The organism is Bacillus sp. UMB0728 (assembly GCF_002858875.1).
Lineage (GTDB): Bacteria > Bacillota > Bacilli > Bacillales > Cytobacillaceae > Bacillus_AB > Bacillus_AB infantis.
Genome location: NZ_PKLA01000005.1, coordinates 55,705 through 73,401, shown reverse-complemented (window position 1 = coordinate 73,401; position 17,697 = coordinate 55,705). Strand labels below are relative to the sequence as shown.

Annotated in this window: 18 protein-coding genes; 6 read left to right on the top strand and 12 right to left on the bottom strand. The window is 49.4% G+C overall.

Annotation, left to right across the window (positions count from 1 at the left end; all coding sequences use genetic code 11):
* Positions 1-36: 36 nt before the first annotated feature.
* Together ggt and CYJ37_RS27385 are read right to left on the bottom strand one after the other, a co-directional pair.
* The gene (gene ggt / locus CYJ37_RS19690) at positions 37-1,725 is read right to left on the bottom strand and encodes a gamma-glutamyltransferase (RefSeq protein ID WP_101551243.1); all 1,689 of its coding nucleotides are present in this window, start codon (positions 1,723-1,725) and stop codon (positions 37-39) included.
* A gap of 169 nt (positions 1,726-1,894) precedes the next feature.
* Complete coding sequence (locus CYJ37_RS27385; RefSeq protein WP_180827387.1) at positions 1,895-2,749, bottom strand: hypothetical protein; 855 nt, start codon at positions 2,747-2,749, stop codon at positions 1,895-1,897.
* Positions 2,750-2,905: 156 nt separating this feature from the next.
* Here CYJ37_RS27385 and yfkAB point away from each other — a divergent pair, with 156 nt between their 5' ends.
* Together yfkAB and CYJ37_RS19675 are read left to right on the top strand one after the other, a co-directional pair.
* Positions 2,906-4,021, top strand: a complete 1,116-nt coding sequence (yfkAB, locus tag CYJ37_RS19680; protein ID WP_101551242.1) for a radical SAM/CxCxxxxC motif protein YfkAB — start codon at positions 2,906-2,908, stop codon at positions 4,019-4,021.
* A 60-nt stretch (positions 4,022-4,081) separates the two neighbouring features.
* Entirely contained in the window at positions 4,082-4,384 is a 303-nt protein-coding gene (locus tag CYJ37_RS19675) for a hypothetical protein (protein ID WP_180827386.1), read from the top strand.
* Positions 4,385-4,434: 50 nt separating this feature from the next.
* Here CYJ37_RS19675 and CYJ37_RS19670 read toward each other — a convergent pair whose 3' ends face one another.
* From CYJ37_RS19670 to CYJ37_RS19660, 3 genes are all read right to left on the bottom strand, one after another.
* Positions 4,435-4,833, bottom strand: a complete 399-nt coding sequence (locus tag CYJ37_RS19670; protein ID WP_101551240.1) for a hypothetical protein — start codon at positions 4,831-4,833, stop codon at positions 4,435-4,437.
* Positions 4,834-4,955: 122 nt separating this feature from the next.
* Entirely contained in the window at positions 4,956-5,708 is a 753-nt protein-coding gene (locus CYJ37_RS19665) for a 2-phosphosulfolactate phosphatase (protein ID WP_101551238.1), read from the bottom strand.
* Between the two features lie 168 nt (positions 5,709-5,876).
* The gene (locus CYJ37_RS19660) at positions 5,877-6,890 is read right to left on the bottom strand and encodes an NAD(P)-dependent alcohol dehydrogenase (protein ID WP_101551236.1); all 1,014 of its coding nucleotides are present in this window, start codon (positions 6,888-6,890) and stop codon (positions 5,877-5,879) included.
* A gap of 174 nt (positions 6,891-7,064) precedes the next feature.
* On the opposite strand from CYJ37_RS19660, the gene CYJ37_RS19655 reads away from it, so the two are divergent.
* Positions 7,065-7,520 carry an AraC family transcriptional regulator gene (locus CYJ37_RS19655; protein ID WP_101551234.1) on the top strand — a complete coding sequence of 152 codons (456 nt, stop codon included), beginning with the start codon at positions 7,065-7,067 and terminating at the stop codon, positions 7,518-7,520.
* A gap of 42 nt (positions 7,521-7,562) precedes the next feature.
* Here the strand turns inward: CYJ37_RS19655 and CYJ37_RS19650 are convergent, their stop codons facing one another.
* From CYJ37_RS19650 to cax, 6 genes are all read right to left on the bottom strand, one after another.
* On the bottom strand, positions 7,563-8,105 hold the full coding sequence (locus tag CYJ37_RS19650) for an HAD-IIIA family hydrolase (protein ID WP_101551232.1): 543 nt from the start codon (positions 8,103-8,105) through the stop codon (positions 7,563-7,565).
* On the bottom strand, positions 8,102-8,587 hold the full coding sequence (locus tag CYJ37_RS19645; protein ID WP_009792109.1) for a GNAT family N-acetyltransferase: 486 nt from the start codon (positions 8,585-8,587) through the stop codon (positions 8,102-8,104). The genes CYJ37_RS19650 and CYJ37_RS19645 overlap by 4 nt, the downstream gene beginning before the upstream one ends.
* A 484-nt stretch (positions 8,588-9,071) precedes the next feature.
* Positions 9,072-10,049, bottom strand: a complete 978-nt coding sequence (locus CYJ37_RS19640; RefSeq protein ID WP_101551230.1) for a ring-cleaving dioxygenase — start codon at positions 10,047-10,049, stop codon at positions 9,072-9,074.
* Positions 10,050-10,210: 161 nt separating this feature from the next.
* Positions 10,211-11,032: a YfkD famly protein gene (locus CYJ37_RS19635; RefSeq protein ID WP_022543388.1), complete on the bottom strand. Its 822-nt coding sequence runs from the start codon at positions 11,030-11,032 to the stop codon at positions 10,211-10,213.
* 65 nt (positions 11,033-11,097) lie between these two features.
* Positions 11,098-11,709: a YczE/YyaS/YitT family protein gene (locus CYJ37_RS19630; protein ID WP_009792115.1), complete on the bottom strand. Its 612-nt coding sequence runs from the start codon at positions 11,707-11,709 to the stop codon at positions 11,098-11,100.
* 332 nt (positions 11,710-12,041) lie between these two features.
* On the bottom strand, positions 12,042-13,112 hold the full coding sequence (gene cax / locus CYJ37_RS19625; protein WP_022543387.1) for a calcium/proton exchanger: 1,071 nt from the start codon (positions 13,110-13,112) through the stop codon (positions 12,042-12,044).
* 169 nt (positions 13,113-13,281) lie between these two features.
* Between cax and CYJ37_RS19620 the strand changes: the two genes are divergently transcribed.
* Positions 13,282-13,743, top strand: coding sequence for a pyridoxamine 5'-phosphate oxidase family protein (locus CYJ37_RS19620; RefSeq protein ID WP_257964255.1), 462 nt, complete (start codon positions 13,282-13,284; stop codon positions 13,741-13,743).
* Between the two features lie 43 nt (positions 13,744-13,786).
* On the opposite strand, the gene CYJ37_RS19615 is transcribed toward CYJ37_RS19620, so the two are convergent.
* Complete coding sequence (locus CYJ37_RS19615; RefSeq protein WP_094769329.1) at positions 13,787-14,173, bottom strand: OsmC family protein; 387 nt, start codon at positions 14,171-14,173, stop codon at positions 13,787-13,789.
* Positions 14,174-14,325: 152 nt separating this feature from the next.
* Here CYJ37_RS19615 and CYJ37_RS19610 point away from each other — a divergent pair, with 152 nt between their 5' ends.
* Positions 14,326-15,507: an MFS transporter gene (locus CYJ37_RS19610; protein WP_101551717.1), complete on the top strand. Its 1,182-nt coding sequence runs from the start codon at positions 14,326-14,328 to the stop codon at positions 15,505-15,507.
* 244 nt (positions 15,508-15,751) lie between these two features.
* Positions 15,752-17,671, top strand: a complete 1,920-nt coding sequence (locus CYJ37_RS19605; protein WP_101551228.1) for a heavy metal translocating P-type ATPase — start codon at positions 15,752-15,754, stop codon at positions 17,669-17,671.
* Positions 17,672-17,697: the final 26 nt, after the last annotated feature.

The following is a 17,697-nucleotide window of genomic DNA, read 5'->3' as shown; positions in this document are numbered from 1 at the left end:
AAAAACAGGCTGCCGGGAAAGGCAGCCTGTTTTTTATTATTCCAGCCCGACTGCTTTTCCTTCTCGGCTAGAATCCGCCGCACCGTAAAGCTTGCCTGCTTTTTTATCAATTTTAATAGCCTGGACGTTTCCGATCCGGCTCGGGTTGTCCCCGAATTCATATCCGCGGGACTCCAATTCACCCTTTGCTTCCATACTGATTCCTGGCTCCCATTCGACGAGCGGGCCGGTGGCTGCGAAAATACGCGGCTCTTCAACAGCATCCTTCAGATCCATCCCAAAGTCGATGACATTGACGATCGTCTGGAAGACAGATGCGATGATCGTCGGTCCGCCCGGTGATCCGAGGGTAAGGACCGGTTCACCGTCCTTGAAAAGAATTGTAGGACTTTTACAGCTGACCGGACGCTTTTCAGGCTCTACCTCGTTGATGCCGCCAGGATTGGCATCAAAGTCTGTCAGCTCATTATTCAGCATAAAGCCATGGTCCGGCACGAAGATCCCTGAACCAAATGGATGTTCAACCGTCGAAGTGACAGCGGCAATATTGCCCCACTGGTCGCGGACGGTAAAGTGCGTCGTTTCGCTCTTTTCTAGATCATCCGGCTGGCGGATCACCTTTTTCGGCTCGCCGTCTTCATATTTCCACGGATTGCCGAAATCAACCGCGTCATTTCTTCTTTCAAAATTGATCAGCTTCTGGCGCTCTTTTATATAGTCATCGTGAAGAAGACCCTTGATCGGCATATCCTCGAACTCCGGATCCGTGTTGAAGGCGATTTTATCGGAAAAAGCAATCCTCATGGCCTCTGTGAACAGATAATACTTTTCCCATGATTTCGGACCATATTGCTTGAGGTCAAATTTTTCAAGAAGCTTGAGAATCTGGATCACTGTCAGTCCGCCGGCGCTTGGAGGCGCTGAAGAAGCGATCTTATAGCCGCGGTATTCGCCCCAGATCGGCTCATCAACCGTCACGCGGTAATTTTTCAGATCGTCCATTGTCATAAAGCCGTCGAGATCATCCAATGCCCCTATGATAGCTTCGGCAATTTCTCCTTCATAAAAAGCCTCGACACCTTTTTCCTGCAGGGTCCTGAATGTGCTGGCCAGCTTCTTTTTCACCAGAATGTCGCCTTCCTTCAGGGCTTTCCCTTCGGGCATAAAGAAATCCTTCGCATGCTGGCCGAGGCGGTAGTGGAAATTCTCGAGCGCTTCAGCAAGCACCCAGTTGACTTCAATTCCTTCTTCCGCAATTTCGATTGCCGGCTGGATGAGGTCGGCCAGCTTCATGGTTCCATGCGCTTTGAGGGCTTCATCCATCGCCTTCAGAATGCCGGGGACCCCGACTGCTGTGGCATGTGTGCTCCGTTCACGGAACGGGATGACCTCGCCGTTTTCATCGAGGAACATTTTCGGATGTGCCGCTTTAGGCGCTCTTGTGTGGCCGTCGTAGATTTTGGTATCCTTCTTCTCGTTGTCATAGACCATCATGAAGCCGCTGCCGCCGATGCCTGTCATCATCGGCTCAACCACGTTGAGTGCAAATTGAATGGCGATGACCGCGTCAACCGCGTTTCCGCCTTGTTTTAGTATCTTCTCGCCAATGTCAGCTGCCACATGATGCGGCGCCGCCACCATTGCTTTCGTTCCTTCTGCACTCTCCCTTTCGTGTGAAGTTTTTTCATCCTCCGCTGTCATGTTCTTGCCTTTGCGAAACATCATCTATATTCCTCCAGTACAATTGGCTTTACTCTTGTATCAATCAATACCCCTTCTCTTCAAAAGAGAAACGAAGAGCGGCAGTTAAGAAGTTTCCAGCGCGGCCAGATAATGTAATTCACGCACAAAAAGGCGGCATCTGATTGATGCCGCCCCTGGATGATATGATCTATTAAAGGTTTTTGCTGTTCTTTTGAGTAGATGGAGTTGCAGTCGCTGTGCTCTTGCTGGAATCACTTGAGAACGCAGTTGTTCCATTTGAGCTTGAAGTGTTTGACTTGCTGCTGTTTGAAGTTGAAGATGAGCTGTCAGAGCTGTTTGACGAGCTTGTGCTGTCAGATGAGCCTGAACCGCCCACTGGGCTTTCAACCAGTTCAGAGCCGGCATCTTTTACCTTGCTGCCGATATCCATCAGATCGTCCTTTGCGTCCATGAGACCGCTTTTCGCGTCTTGGAAGTTAGACTTCGCATCACCTGACATGCCCTTAAACTCATTCACTTTTCCGAATACGTCATTATTAACGCGCTCGTACAGCTTCTGGGCATCGCTGATCGCTTCTTTCAAAGTCGAAGATGCAGACTTGAATTGGCTGATCATATTATCCTTGGCTTCACCAGGGTTTTCCTTTACTTCATTGAACATTTTCATAGAAGAATCCTTCAGGTCAGTCGCAGTGCCCATCACTTTGTTGCGTGTTGAAGTATCGAGCAGGGCAAGGGCTCCGCCGACAATCCCGCCAAGCACAATCCCTTTCAGGAGCTTGCTGTTGTTATTCGTTGAACCATAGTGGTTGCTTGAATTTGAGCCTGAGCTGAAGCTTGAACTTGAGCTTGTACCTGTACTAAAGTTTGAGCCTGTACCTGAATTGGTGCTCGAAGTGTCAGGGTTCACGCTTGTTGACATGCCTGTGTTTGAGCTTGTACCTGTTCTTGATTCCGCGCTTGTTCCAGTTCCTGGTACAGATACACCCGCGCTCGTTCCAGTATTTTCAGAATTCGTATTCGTACTGCCAAATTGCTGTGCCATCTTGCATTCCTCCTCTTGATTTATGCTATCATTACTAGGTTATTTCCCATTTTGAGAGATTCATAAACTATGATTTTTCAGAGGGACGCAAAAAATCATTGACATAGGCTTCACGGCATAGTAATGATTAAGGACATTTTTAGAAGGAGATACCGCATGATTATTGAAAAAACAAGCATTACACCGAGCCATGATCCATGGGAAGCTTATATGGATATGGAACAATATAACAAGCTGACATTAACCAATATTGAATTTACAACTACAGTTCTCTGCAACATGAGATGCGAGCATTGCGCCGTCGGCTATACACTGCAGCCAAAGGACCCGAATGCCCTGCCCCTTCCCCTGCTGCTGAAGCGGCTTGAGGAAATCCCTGCCCTCCGCTCAATCAGCATCACAGGCGGAGAACCGATGCTTTCAAAAAAATCAGTGGAGAATTATGTGCTGCCACTTCTCAAATATGCATCCGAGCGCGGCGTCCGCACCCAGATCAACAGCAATCTGACACTGGATATGGACAGATACGAGCTGATCGCCCCTTACCTGGATGTGCTGCATATTTCCCATAACTGGGGAACAGAAGAGGACTTCATTGAAGGCGGCTTCGCGATGATGGAGCGGAAGCCGACAAGAGAGCAGCGCGTCAGGCTGTTCCACCGGATGATCGAAAACAGCCGCGCCCTGGTCGATGCCGGTGTCATGGTGTCTGCGGAAACCATGCTCAACAAGCGTACCCTCCCCTATCTGGAAAGCATACATAAACAGATTACTGAGGAAATGAAGTGCCAGAGGCATGAGATTCACCCTATGTACCCATCAGATTTTGCTTCATCACTGGAAACTTTGAATCTTGATGAAATCAGGAAGGCAATTCACCACCTCCTTGATGTGAGGGACGAAGACACCTGGATGCTGTTCGGCACCCTCCCGTTTTATCCGTGCAGCACGAGCGACGAGGACCTGGAGCTCCTGAAGCGCTTGTACAGCAGCAAAAATGTCACCGTCCGCAATGACCCGGACGGCCGCTCCCGGCTCAACGTCAATATCTTCACAGGGGATGTCATCGTGACCGACTTCGGCGACACCCCTGCGCTTGGCAATATCCAGAGGGATGCCCTGCCTGACATCTTCAACAGCTGGCAGGAAACAAAGCTCGCAGCTGAACTCAACTGCCACTGCCCGGCTGTTAAATGCCTTGGCCCGAATGTATTGGTGAAGAACAGTTATTATCAGGATGTTGATTTCCAGAAGAACAGTTCGCGGATATAATGTGGAACTTTTCCAGGAGGCACCCCGTATGAATAGTAAGACATACTTGGGAGGCCTCTTATGGTTGAAGCATATCTCTTCATTGTATTGATGATTCCTGTATATGGCTTTCTGCTTTGGACTTATTTTAACCCCGAAGAAAGTGTGCTTAAGGGGCAGAGATGGATGTATACCGAGGAACCGGAAGTTTCGCGGGCGGCAATCCGTTATACTAAATTCATGTCACTGTTTATCATGATTGCACTGCCCGTTTTTATATTGCTCATGACACTGGACATCGGCCCTTTCCGATTGGGTGTGGTGATTCTTCCGGTTGTGTTTGTCATTGGGGCATTACGTATTTATACAGATGAGAAGGATTGAAAAAAGCTCAGAGCGCTGTGTTCTGGGCTTTTTTTTCTTTCATATTAGAATCAATTCTTCTTTTCACTGAACTCCACCCGGCAGCTGCCTTTAGTGGTATCGCCAACTAAATTAATGCCATGAATCCTGCTTGCGGCGACTGCTGTAAAAGTTCCCTGTCCGCTTTCATTAAGTGTTTTGCTCCAAATGATTCTTCTTCCATCATTCCATTCAATCGTCAGTTCTCCCTCTTCAACTGTCACTTCATAGGAGAGTGTGAGCTCAGCTCCCTTTTTGAATGTGAATATATAAAACTCGGAGCCGGTAAACGTTTTATACGCCACACTCACAGCACGGCCCGACTTTTCGAATGTAAAGCCCCATTTAACCGTTTTCTCGAATAGAATGTATTTTCTCAGTGAAAAGAGAATAATGGCGAGCACAGCAAAGACAATCACTTCCGGTAACATTCTTCCAGCCCTCTTCTTTATGGCAGCCGCTGCTGCCGTTCTTTGTGTCTATTTTACCCGAAGCAATTGTTTTGGTCAGGTATCATTTCTTGATAAAGGCCATGGGCTATGAATCAAATAGCTTACCTTGAAGGCACAAAACGATTTTCTTTTAAAATCGGGACCGTAGGCATCATATTCAGTCTGCTGCAATGGACCACATCCTGTTCAAACCCGCGCGCACGCAGCTCCCTGCCGCTGCCGCATTCCCATAAGTATTCTGCCAGCTTAGGCTGCGCGGCCCGAAAGGCTCCTTCGCATACCGCTGCCTCTGGTGATTTTTCTCCATCCAAATAAGAGAGGATGGCACCGGCCCCCAAATAATCCTCTACTGCTGGCCTGAGAGAATCTTCATGCTCCCCGGCATCAGCCCATTTTTCTCCGCACGGAATGATCGTGATTCCGGCGCCAAGCTGTTTTTGCAGTATATTAGCCGCAGCAGCAGCGGCTGATGCATTGAGCAGTGACCCTGCAAGGACGGCCGTCGCCTTAGCACCGATCCAGGTGCAATAGGCGCCATTCTGGGAAATCAGCACATATTTTTTCCCGGCATGCTCTTCACTGAAAGAAACAGGAGACAATGTCGGCTTCCCCAGCTTCGCCGCCTCCGCCCTCCCAAAGATATAGTCAGCTCCCAGACTTTCCGCATATTTCTGCCCATCCAGATGGGGAGAATACGGATATATTTCCGCACCAAAAGCCGCTGCTGAAACAACAGCCGATGAAAATAAAAGAACATCGACTATAATGACAATATCGCCCCGGGCAGCAGCCTCACGCGCGCCCCGCTTTCCCCATTCCACCCGGCACTGATAAGGTGATTGATCAAATAGCATAACGTCACCCTCTATTTATTTTAATAGGCACTATATGCTTTATTTTAATGAAGAGAGAAATAATATATAGACTTATAATTGGAAAAATTTTATAATGATGATTGAGTTCTGCGTGAAAAACCCCTTTCTTTTTTAGAGAGGGGTTTCTTGTTTCCAGCATACTCTTCCTTAATCAAAGCTAGCCGCATCAGGCCCTGCCCTCTCTTCGTCCCGGCTCACTACCACCGCCACATTCCCCTTCTTATGCCCGCCATCAACATACCGATGGGCATCAACTATTTCATCTAACCTATAGCTTCGGTCAATTTTCACCTTAAGCTTTCCCGCCGCCGCCATTTCTCCTAAATAGTCTAAGGCTTCAGGTGTTTCCGGCGCATTGCGGCTCAGCAGTATTTTCGTGCCGCCCTTCCATTTAGCCCACAGCATTTGCGCGCTGGGGAGCGGCTCTGTGACATTTATATAGGTGCCGCCTTTTTTCAGCCACTTCATGCAATCTTTAAAAGAACTTTTGTTCACTGCTTCGAATATCAGATCATAGGCACCGTCCGCCACTGGGAGGTTCCCTGAACGATAATCCAGGACCCTGCCGGCCCCAAGAGATTTTACCCATTCAAGATTTTGACCGCTGCAGACAGCATCAACCTCTGCTCCCAAATGTCTGGCAATCTGTACGGCATAGCTGCCGACACTGCCGGAAGCCCCGTACACCAATACCTTCTGGCCCTTCCGGACATTGGCTCTTTGCAGAAAATACAAAGCTGTCCGCGCGCCGATCGGAATGGCGGCGGCTTCTTCAAACGTGATGCTGGCAGGTTTGATTGACACAGGCCCGTCCTCCCGGAGGCAAATATATTCAGCATAAGTGCCGAAATTCTCCAGTGAAGCAGCAAAAACCAAATCGCCTGCCTTGAATTTCTTTACATTCCTCCCGACTGCCTCCACTTCCCCGGCAAGCTCCGCACCCAATATCGCTTTCTTCGGCTTCCGGATTCCAAGGGCAAGGCGCGCGGGCAGCACCACAGAGCGGGGCACTGTAAAGCTCCGCGCCCGGATATCTGCTGCGGTGACTGTTGTAGCCTTGATCTTGATCAGGATCTCATGTTCTTTTGGGACTGGCTTTTCCATTTCTTTCAGCTGAAGGACTTCTGGAGGACCGTACTTTTTATAAACAATTGCCTTCATATCTCCACCTCGTATTCATTTATCCATAATATATACGGACTTTCCCGCAAAAATAGTCCTTCCGCCCGGGGCTTCATCCCACTATTAATAGCCTAATTTTTAAAAATAGCTGTGAATATTTTTTTATATCATGCTAGCATCAAAGACAGTACAGGAAAGAGAGGAGAATGTAAGATGGACTTCAAAACTGAAATGGTGCCTGAATATCGAATTGCCTATGTACGCCAGACCGGCCCTTATGGACCTGCCAACCAGCATGTGATGGAGGAATTGAAAGAGTGGGCAAATGAAAAGAGCCTGCTGGACGAATCCGCCATTATACTCGGTATTTCCCATGATCATCCGCAGACAACACCAGCTGAATGCTGCCGGTATGACGCCTGCATTGTCATACCAGAAGATTTTCGGATGGACGCATCACTTGAAGAAGGTGAATTTCCTGGCGGAGAATACGCTGTATTCCAGGTCCAGCATACAGAAGAAGAGATACAGAAACTCTGGGCAGAAATCCTTCCATCCCTCCATAACCTCGGATTCCAGCTCGATAACAGGCCCGCTTTTGAAAGGTACACCGGTGCCATGCTATTGAATCATCAGTGCGAGGTTTGCCTTCCAGTCAAAGAGCTGTAGCTTGGGCACGAAAGGACGGGAATATCTCCCGTCCCGGTTCTTCTATGTAGGAATAGCAGCCCCCTGCTGTAGATACAGCCACTCAACCGCAGCCCGCAGATCTTCAGCAATGTACTCAATTTCAATTTCTTTTAGTTTGTCATTATGCTCGTTCAGTGTGGCCATCCCGGCTCCCGTTTTCACAAGGATCTTCATGCTTTTTGTCTTGGATGCCGCCGCCATATCGCTCCATCTGTCGCCGATGACCACGCAATTCTCCAGACTCACCTGATGTTTTTCCGCCGCGCTGAGGAGCATGCCTGCCGCTGGCTTCCGGCAGCGGCAGCCGTCATGATGGGCATGGGGACAAATATAAACATCATCAAAGCCGAAATCCTGCAGCTCGTCAAAAAATTCCTCAGCTGCCGCTTCCCCCCTGGCAATCCCAGGCTGGTTCGTGAAGGAAAATACTTTGATCCCGCTGCCCTTCAATTTCTTAATCAGCTCGCGGGAATAAGGAAATAATTCAAACTTTCCTGGATAATGCACGGTATCATCCCCGCCGATTGTTCCATCCCGGTCGAGGAATACTGCCTCTATCTTCACTTTCCAGCCCCTGCCTTCTCATACCGCGAATGGCTGTCTGTTACGCCTTTCAGCACAAACCCGAGTCCTTGATAATAAGCATTCAGCTTCTCATTGTCACCCACACAATCGAGTCTCAGCGGTGTGCCGCTGTACTTCCTGCAGATCCAATCGACTGCTTTTTTTCCAAGTCCATTCCCCATGCTATCAGGATGAACTGCAAGCCTGTGAAGATAAATAGCTCCGTCTGCTTCTCCGTCCCAAATATGCCGGTCCCAGCCTGATGGCCCCTCATAGAGGGTGAAGGTCGCCTTCACCTTGCCTTTATCGCACAGCACATAGGTTTCACGGTCGAGGATCGCCTGCTTGATTTCTCCATCCTCGCCGCCGCTGAGCAGAAAGCTCCATTGACTAAAATGTTGATCATGCAGCCATTGGGCTGCCCCTTTCAAAACCAAGAACACTTCCTCAGTATCTGCCGTTCCCGCTAATCTGATTTCCATTTTCACCAGCTCCTTTGATTTGCTTACTTACTTCGCTAGGCACCTTCCCTTTTCCTTTTTCAGGAAAGTGTTTTTCGACAGAAAAAGTTGGGAAAAAAATTTGTGATCGTGTGCCTGACAACACAGCGGTTTCTTCACTGCCCAGCTATAAAAGAGCGGATTTTCCAGGACCTGAATGAGGGGAATCCTTGTCAGGCTGAAAAATAAGCGGAGGAATTCCCCCTAATTTGAAAAAACTCTCAAAAGTGGCTCAAATAGAGGGAGAAATTCCGGCTATCAACTCAAAAAACAGGAAAATGGGCAGTTTCGCTCCTCTTAAGCGGAAATTTTCCGCTTATTTACACCGAACCGGGCCATGTTCAGCAGCGTAACGGGAAAATCTCCGCTTATTTTAAGGCTTGCCGGCCATTCAAATGAAGATGCGATACCCAAAAATATTTACGAAAAGAGAAAAGAGCCTCCCCGCCAAGGAAGGCTCCACTTATCATTCTTTTGTAAAATCGATCGTGCTCCTGACCGTGTCGATCGGACGGACAAGCTTTTCGATCTGCTCGCGCTTGTTTTCAAGGAATGGCGGCAATGACAGCTTTTCGCCCAGTGTTTCATATGGCTCGTCGCCCATGAAGCCTGGTCCGTCTGTGGCAAATTCGAACAGAATCTGCGGTGCCACCCGTGCATAAAGGGACTGGAAGAAGAAGCGGTCCACAAAGCCGGACGTCTGGAAACCGAATTGCGGAAGGCGCTCGGTCCATTCATCCAGTACAGCCCGGTCCTCCACACGGAACGCAGCGTGGTGGACGGTGCCGAAGCCCTGCATGGCCTGCGGCAGGACTGCATTATGCTCCACCACGACCTGGGCGCCGTTTCCGCCTTCTCCGACCTCAAACAGATGGAAGGCGCCCTCCTGTCCGATTTCCTTGAAAAGAAGGACTTTTTCCATCATCTCTTTGAAAAAATCGAAGTTTGCGATGCGGACAAAAATCGGCCCGAGACCGGTGATTGCATGCTCCAATGGAATCGGCCCCTTCTGCCAAGGCGTGCCGGAAGCGACACCGGTATTATGTTCATCAGAAATCAATTGATATTGCTGGTCATCAAAGTCTGCGAATGACAAAGTCTTTTTCCCAAATTGCTCTTTGATTCCTGTGTGCTTCACATCAAGGCGGTCAAAGCGCTCTACCCAGTAATTCAGTGCCGCGTCATTCGGCACCCGGAAGGATGTTTTGGAGATTTCGTTTGTGCCGTGCCTTCCTTTAGGAATCCCGGGAAAATCAAAGAATGTCATATCTGTGCCCGGGCTGCCTTTGTCGTCGGCAAAAAACAGATGGTAGGTCTGGATATCGTCCTGGTTGACGGTTTTCTTGACCAGGCGCATCCCAAGGACAAAAGTGAAAAACTCATAATTCTTTTCCGCGCTGCTTGTGATCGCAGTGACATGGTGTATGCCTTTTAAATGGTTCATGATGTTGGACCTCCGTAATTAAGACTTTTTTATCTATACCCGCTAAAGGGTTCAATTTATCTCGAATTCAAGATAATTTAATTATAAAACACTGCCCGCTCTGTATGCAAGGAATGTCTCTTCCTATAGAAAAAGCACCGGCTGCATGAGCCGGCGCAGGATTAACGCGGTCGTTCTGATGCCATGAACCCGAAGGAAATATGGTCCTGGACAGGGATCCAGGCGCCGATTCCCTGGGAGGTGACATTCTTGATGACGAGGAATCTTTTGCTTCCCTTCAGCATCAGGTATACCTCACCGTAAGTGACTTTTCCCTTCTCATTGACGGCAGGTGCATATCCGTATAAATAGCCAAGCCGTTTTGGCGGGATATTGTAGACCTGATCCTTTTTCGTCCCGGCCCCGATCACGGTTTCGAAAGCGAGCGGCAGCTTCGATTTTTCCATCGCCTTCAGGAGCATCATATTCTGGACATCCTGGGCTTTCGGAATTTTGGCTGTCAGTGCGCCCCTCACGACCTTCTGGGCTTCCTGGACATAGTGGATCTGATAAGGCGCTTTGCCGCCTCTGTTATCAAAATAATTCGTGTTGATTTTCTGGTATTCCCAGTTTGGCGCCGTTTCTGTGCTTTCGTAATTGAGCGGCCACTGCCCAAGATAGACGATGGCCCTGTAGCCGAATGCAAACGGCGTGCTATTGACAGAAGACTCATTCAGCATCCTGATCAGGTCCGGGTTTTCAATCTTGACCTTGGATGTATCAAGCAGCGACTGTGTCAGCTCGCTCGGCTGCAGTGTCGGCTGATCCTGCACCGGATTGGGATACGTATTTTCCTTTGTGATATTCAGGACTGAACTGGGAATCGGAATGCTCAGCTGCTGCTTTTGCTCGGTCTTGTCCTGCTTTTTCTCTGCTCCGGCATCGGGCAAAAAAGAAAGCATGGCAAGAAGAGTTATAATTAGAACAGATACATACTTTCTCATGATGTGGAACTCCTTTCAAATCCTTGTATCTGCTCTTAGTTTTTTCGGAGTTCCCCTGATTTATCCTAAGTGCCGGAAAATCTTTTTAGCAGCTGCTGGCAGTAAGGAAAGAATAATTGGATGAACGGACCGATCAGGACTGCGATAACGATGGTCCCTGCACCTACAGGCCCGTGGAAAACGATGGCCAAAAGCAGCGCCCCAGCTTCCCCGATCGTTTTCGCCATCATCAGACTCACCCCGAACCGCTCTTTGATGGCCATCATAAAATGGTCGATCGGATTGAGGGGAAACTCTGCCTGCAGGTAAAGAGCTGCACCCAATCCGATGAGTGCCAGGCCCATGATCAGCGCGGCGATTTGAAAATAGATAGTCAGTATGTACACACCGGAAAAGACCCGCAATATCCAAAAGTCGACCATAAAGCCGATCAGGCATACGGTCAATAGCGCCAGATAATCCGGCTTGGCTTTTAAAAGCCAGGCATTGACCATCATCAGGATGATGCCGATAATGATGACCCAGCTCCCGATCGTGAGCCCGGCTGTCCTGGCAAGGCCTGCATTCAGCGCATCCCAAGGACCCGCCCCCAGATTAGACAGGATGGCAATGCAGATGCCCAATGTCAGAATGACCAGGCCCGCCACATAAAAAATAACCCTCACAAGCAGTTTCATATTCACTCCCCCAACTGTTACACAATTGTAAAAATCTGAATATTTACATTTTTATAAAAATAATCTATACTTACCTTAACAACAGCAAAGGAGGGCTGAAGGAATCGCTTCTATCACAGCAAAAGGAGGCTAAACACTCATTATTATCCATTTGTTCATGAAGAGCTTGTCCAACAAGACATGAAAGCGGGTGATAGATGCAGGTAGAGTCAAGCGATGATTTCTGTCTTTTACAACATATTCGTCCAAAAGGATACTTATGATAGAAAAAGCACCGCCAATAGAAAGCACAAAAAAGGCTCTGCACAATGCAGAGCCTTCTCTTGCTGCCTTTATAACAGATAAAAACCGATACCCACAATAATATAGGCTGCGAGGAGCGTCGCCCCTTCAAACCAGTTCGTTTCCCCGTCATTGGAGATGACGACCATGAGAAGCACGGCGGTGACCATCGTGATCAGCTCCGGCAATGTAAAGACGAGCGGCATCGATGTTGGGAAAAACAGTGACGCAATCACCAGCACCGGTGCAACGAACATCGCTACCTGCAGGGTTGAGCCGATGGCAATTTCAACAGCAATGTCCATCTTGTTCTTGAACGCCATGATGATGGCGGAAGCATGCTCAGCCGCATTCCCGACAATCGCCACGATGACAACCCCGATAAAGAGCTCAGACCAGCCAAATGTCTCGCCGACCGCTTCAAAGGTGTGGACAAGGTTTTCCGATACATAGGCCACCGCTACAGTCGCAATGGCCAGTATCGCGATCGCCTTGCCTTTGCTCCATTCCGGCTCTTCTTCATGATGAGCTTGAGCTGCTGCCCCTTCTTCACCAGCCGGCTGGTAGACCCCGCGGTGAGTGACAAGCTTGAACAAAAGCGCAGCCAGGTATAAAGCAATCAGAATAACAGAAATCCCGATGCTGAACGTCATCCGCTCTCCTTCTCCCATTGTCATGGAAAATACTTCGGGAATGACGAACGCAACGACAACAGCAAACATCAGCAGGCCTGAATTATGCCTGGCATCATACACATTGAATTTCTGGCGCTTATATTTGACCCCGCCGATAAAAAAGCTGAGTCCCGCGACCAGCAGAAGATTCCCAAGCACTGACCCCGTGAGTGACGCCAGGACGACCTCAACAAGCCCTTCTCTCAGCGCAAAAATCGAAATGATCAGCTCGACCGCATTCCCGAAGGTTGCGTTCAATAGTCCGCCGATTCTTGGCCCGGCCACAATTGCCAGGCTTTCTGTCGCCCTGCCCATATAGCTTGCAAGGGCAATGATGGTTAAGCAATAGATAATAAAAAGTGCAACACTCGGCCAGCCCAGAAGCGTCCCGATGACAGATAATGGCACGCCTGCAAAGGTGAGCACCATAAAAATTTTATTGACCATTCTTTCCGATCCCCACCTTTCTATTTTTTGAAGCCGCGTAAAAACAACTCCTTATGTACAGGTTTTCCTGACCGGGGATAAATATCCCGGCGCGGCCCTTCACCATATATACCCGCTTTTACAAATTGCATTCCTGATGTTTTTTCGCTCGGATAATACAAGAGGAAAAATGACAGATTATAAAGGGAAGAAAATTGTAAGGAGTGAAATGACAATGGCAGACACAAAGCAGAAGGTGCTTGATATGTTCGAGAAATACAGCATCGGCACGCTGGCTTCCATCCGGAATGACAGGCCGTACAGCCGCTTTATGCTGTTTTTCCATGATGATTTGATTCTTTATGCCGCTACCGACAAAGACGCCCATAAAGTAGAAGACATCGAGAAAAATCCAAATGTCCATATTCTGCTGGGGGTGGAGCAGGGCGGATATGACGGGCCGTACTGTGAAATTGAAGCGAAAGCCTCATTCGAGGATTCCGGCGAACTGAAAAAGAAATTCTGGAGCGAAAAGCTGAAGGATTGGCTCTCCGGCCCTGACGATCCGGATTATCTGCTCCTGAAAATGGAGCCATCGCTGATCCGCTATTTTGAAAAAGCGGGCGCGGAGCCTGAGGAATTGTCACTATAGAAGAAAGGGGCGGACCCGTCTATGGATCCGCCCCCTGCTTTTCTTATGCTTCCACCAATGTGAATGTTTCTTCGATTTCAATGCTGTCCTTGACAGACTGAACCATGCTGCAGTTCTTGCGCGTCAGCTCCATGGCCTTTTGGATCTTCTCCTCTTTCAAGCCTTTTCCAGTGATCGTAAAATGGACTGAGATCTTCGATACCCGATTGGCTTCCTCTTCCACTCTCTCTGCCTCTGCATTGATTTTGATATCCTCGACATCGATCCTCTGCTTCTCCAGAATCTTGCGGAGCACGCCGCCGCTGCAGACCGCCACTGAGGATACAAGCAGCTGATACGGCCTGAAGCCGTACTCTTCATCACCGGCTACATCCAGCTTGCCATAGCTCGTTTCCGTGAAAAAGCCGACATCCTTCATTGTAAATTCCATCGTTTTCACTCCCTCTTTTCTGCTGTATGCAGTGATTATACTACTATTTCTGCCATAGCTATGAACAATACGCTCTTTTTTCCTTGCAAAGCCGATGGGGAGCCGTTACCATCAATTTGGAAAGAATTTTTTTAGAAACTGAGGCCAACAACATGAATAAAGAAAATATGCGTTTCTGGATTTTAATCAGCATTGTGGCAATCTCGGGTTTCAGCCAGGGCATGCTGCTTCCCCTGATTGCGATTATATTTGAAAATGACGGGCTGTCTTCAAGCATGAACGGCCTGAATGCGACCGGCCTTTATGTCGGCATCCTGCTCGTTTCTCCTTTTATGGAGCAGCCCCTCCGGAAGTACGGCTACAAGCCGGTCATCATTTTTGGCGGACTGCTCGTCATCGTCTCGCTCGTGCTGTTTCCATTATGGAAATCATTCTGGTTCTGGTTCGTGCTCAGGCTCCTGATCGGAATCGGCGACCATGCCCTCCACTTCGGGACACAGACTTGGATCACGAGCTTCTCGCCTGAACATAAGCGCGGCCGGAATATTTCCCTGTACGGACTGTTCTTCGGTGTCGGCTTTGCGGTCGGGCCGCTGATGGCGCCGCTCGTCAATGTGCATGAAACCCTGCCGTTCATCCTGTCATCTGTACTCTGCCTCGTGGCATGGGTATTCCTGTTCCTTTTGAAAAATGATTATCCGGAGCAGACAATTGAAGTCAATTCAATGAAAAATACAGTGAAGCGCTTCTCGTCTGCCTTTAAATATGCGTGGGTCGCCTTCCTGCCGCCGCTCGGCTACGGGTTCCTTGAGTCTTCCCTGAACGGCAGCTTTCCGGTCTACGGCCTGCGCATCGGGCTTGAGGTGAGCAGCGTTTCGGTCCTCTTGACCGCTTTTGCGATTGGCGGAATCGTCTTCCAGCTGCCGCTCGGGATTTTAAGTGATAAATGGGGCAGGCAAAGAATCCTGACGATCATCCTTCTGTCAGGTTCCATCTTCTTTTTCCTGGCGAGCTTCCTGGAAGGAGCTGTCTGGGCGCTGACGGCCACGCTTTTCCTTGCCGGAATGGCAGTCGGCTCCACTTTTTCACTCGGGATCAGCTATATGACCGACCTGATGCCAAAGGATCTGCTGCCGACCGGCAATCTGCTCTGCGGCATCGCCTTCAGCCTGGGGAGCCTGGCTGGCCCTTATCTGGGCGGGATCTTCATTCAATTTTTCAAGAATATCTCGTTCTTCAATATTATCAGCATCATGCTGCTCGTGATTTTCCTGGCTGTTCTGACAAACCGCGGAGCGGGGCAGAGGGACGAACAGCATTCGCTGAGCCAATGAGGTTTGCCTTTCGGCGGGCTGGGTAAAAAAGAAATATAGGCCATTTTTATTTTTTCCCCCTAACCCCCTTTCTAAATAAAAATGACTATGATATGATAACGATACTAATCTAGAAACCTATGCGAAAATGCTGTCCCCAAAAGAGGTAGAATCCTCCGGCGGGGGCAGCTTTCGTCGTTTTATAGGGGTATTGATGTTGATTATTCTTCTCAATGAGAAACCGATAACCCAGGAGGGAATTCCAATGACGACAGAAGCCAAAGCACTATTAGAACTGAAGCAAGAACAGGAAAGCCTGCTCCAAAAAATACTCCCTCACGCCGAGCTGATCGCCGCCATTCTGAGCGGGGTCCTTATCCTTGCCGGCTGGCTGCTTGCGCGGAATGATATGGGGGCCGCCTCCATCACCGCCTATCTGCTCGCCTTTGTGATCGGCGGCTTTGCGAAAGCCAAGGAAGGCATCGAAGAAACAATTGAAAACAAAGAATTGAATGTGGAAATGCTGATGATTTTCGCCGCCATCGGCTCGGCCATCATCGGCTACTGGACGGAAGGCGCCATCCTGATCTTCATTTTCGCCGTCAGCGGCGCACTGGAAACGTACACGATGAACAAAAGCAACAAAGAGATTTCATCGCTGATGGAGCTGCAGCCTGAGGAAGCCCTGCTTTTAACAGATGGCGGAGAACAGCGTGTGCATGTCTCCGAGCTGAGCATTGGGGACCATATCCTCGTGAAGCCGGGTGAGCGTGTCCCGTCTGATGGAAAAATCCTGAAGGGCACGACGACTTTGGATGAGGCTGCCATCACCGGGGAATCCATCCCCGTCAGCAAAGGCAATTCCGATGAAGTTTTCGCAGGAACGGTGAATCTGAACGGCTCTATTACAGTCGAGATCACAAAGCCTGCCAGCGACACCCTCTTCCAAAAGATCATCCAGCTTGTCCAGACCGCACAGAGCGAAAAGTCGCCATCACAGCTTTTTATTGAAAAATTTGAAGGCACTTATGTAAAAGTAGTGCTTGCTGCAGTGGCCGCGATGATGATCCTGCCCCATTACCTCCTGGGCTGGAGCTGGACGGAAACCTTTTACCGGGCGATGATCCTGCTTGTGGTCGCCAGTCCGTGCGCCCTTGTCGCAAGCATCATGCCGGCCACCTTATCGGCCATCTCAAACGGCGCGCGCCGCGGGATCCTGTTCAAAGGCGGGGTCCATCTGGAGAATCTCGGCCACCTGAAGGCGATTGCCTTTGATAAAACCGGCACCCTGACGAAGGGCCGTCCTGAAGTGACTGATTATCTGGTCTGCGAGGATATGGAGGAAGAAGAAATCCTCTTGGCGGCAGCATCGATTGAAAGTCACTCCAATCACCCGCTTGCAGGGGCCATCGTCAAATATGCGAAGAATGAGCTGAAGCAGCCGCTTGTGAGCCCGGAAAGCATTGAAGATATCTCCGGGTTTGGCGTCAAGGCGATGCTGCAGGATGAAGAATGGAAGATCGGCAAAGCTGATTTCATCGGCCGTGAAGAAGCGGAGAGGTTTGCTGATGGAGCAGCGCTTTCTCTGGCCGGAGAAGGCAAGACGATTGTTTTTATTAAAAAAGGTCCACGTATCGCCGGACTGCTTGCACTGAAGGATGTTGTCCGCGAGGAAACGAAGGCTGCGATCAGCACCCTGAACGCTCAGGGCATCTACACAGTGATGCTGACCGGCGACAGCGAAAAAACCGCCCAGGCGATTGCCGCGGAAAGCACCGTGGATGAATATATCGCCGAGTGCCTGCCGGCCAATAAAGTTGAGCATTTGAAGGACTTGAAAAACCGCTACGAAAATGTGGCCATGGTCGGCGACGGCATCAATGACGCCCCGGCCCTCGCCGCTGCCAATGTCGGGATTGCCATGGGCGAAGGAACAGACGTTGCGCTGGAAACAGCAGATGTAGTCCTGATGAAAAATGAGCTTCCGAAGATTGCTGAAGCCATCACCCTCTCTCAGCGGATGAACAAAATCATCAAGCAGAATGTGATTTTTTCCATCACGGTCATCATGCTTCTGATCGCGTCGAACTTCCTGCAGATCCTTGATTTGCCGTTCGGTGTCATTGGGCATGAAGGCAGCACCATTCTGGTCATTCTGAACAGCTTGAGATTGTTGAAGTCATAGAAAAAAACGCTCGGGGATGGTGCCCG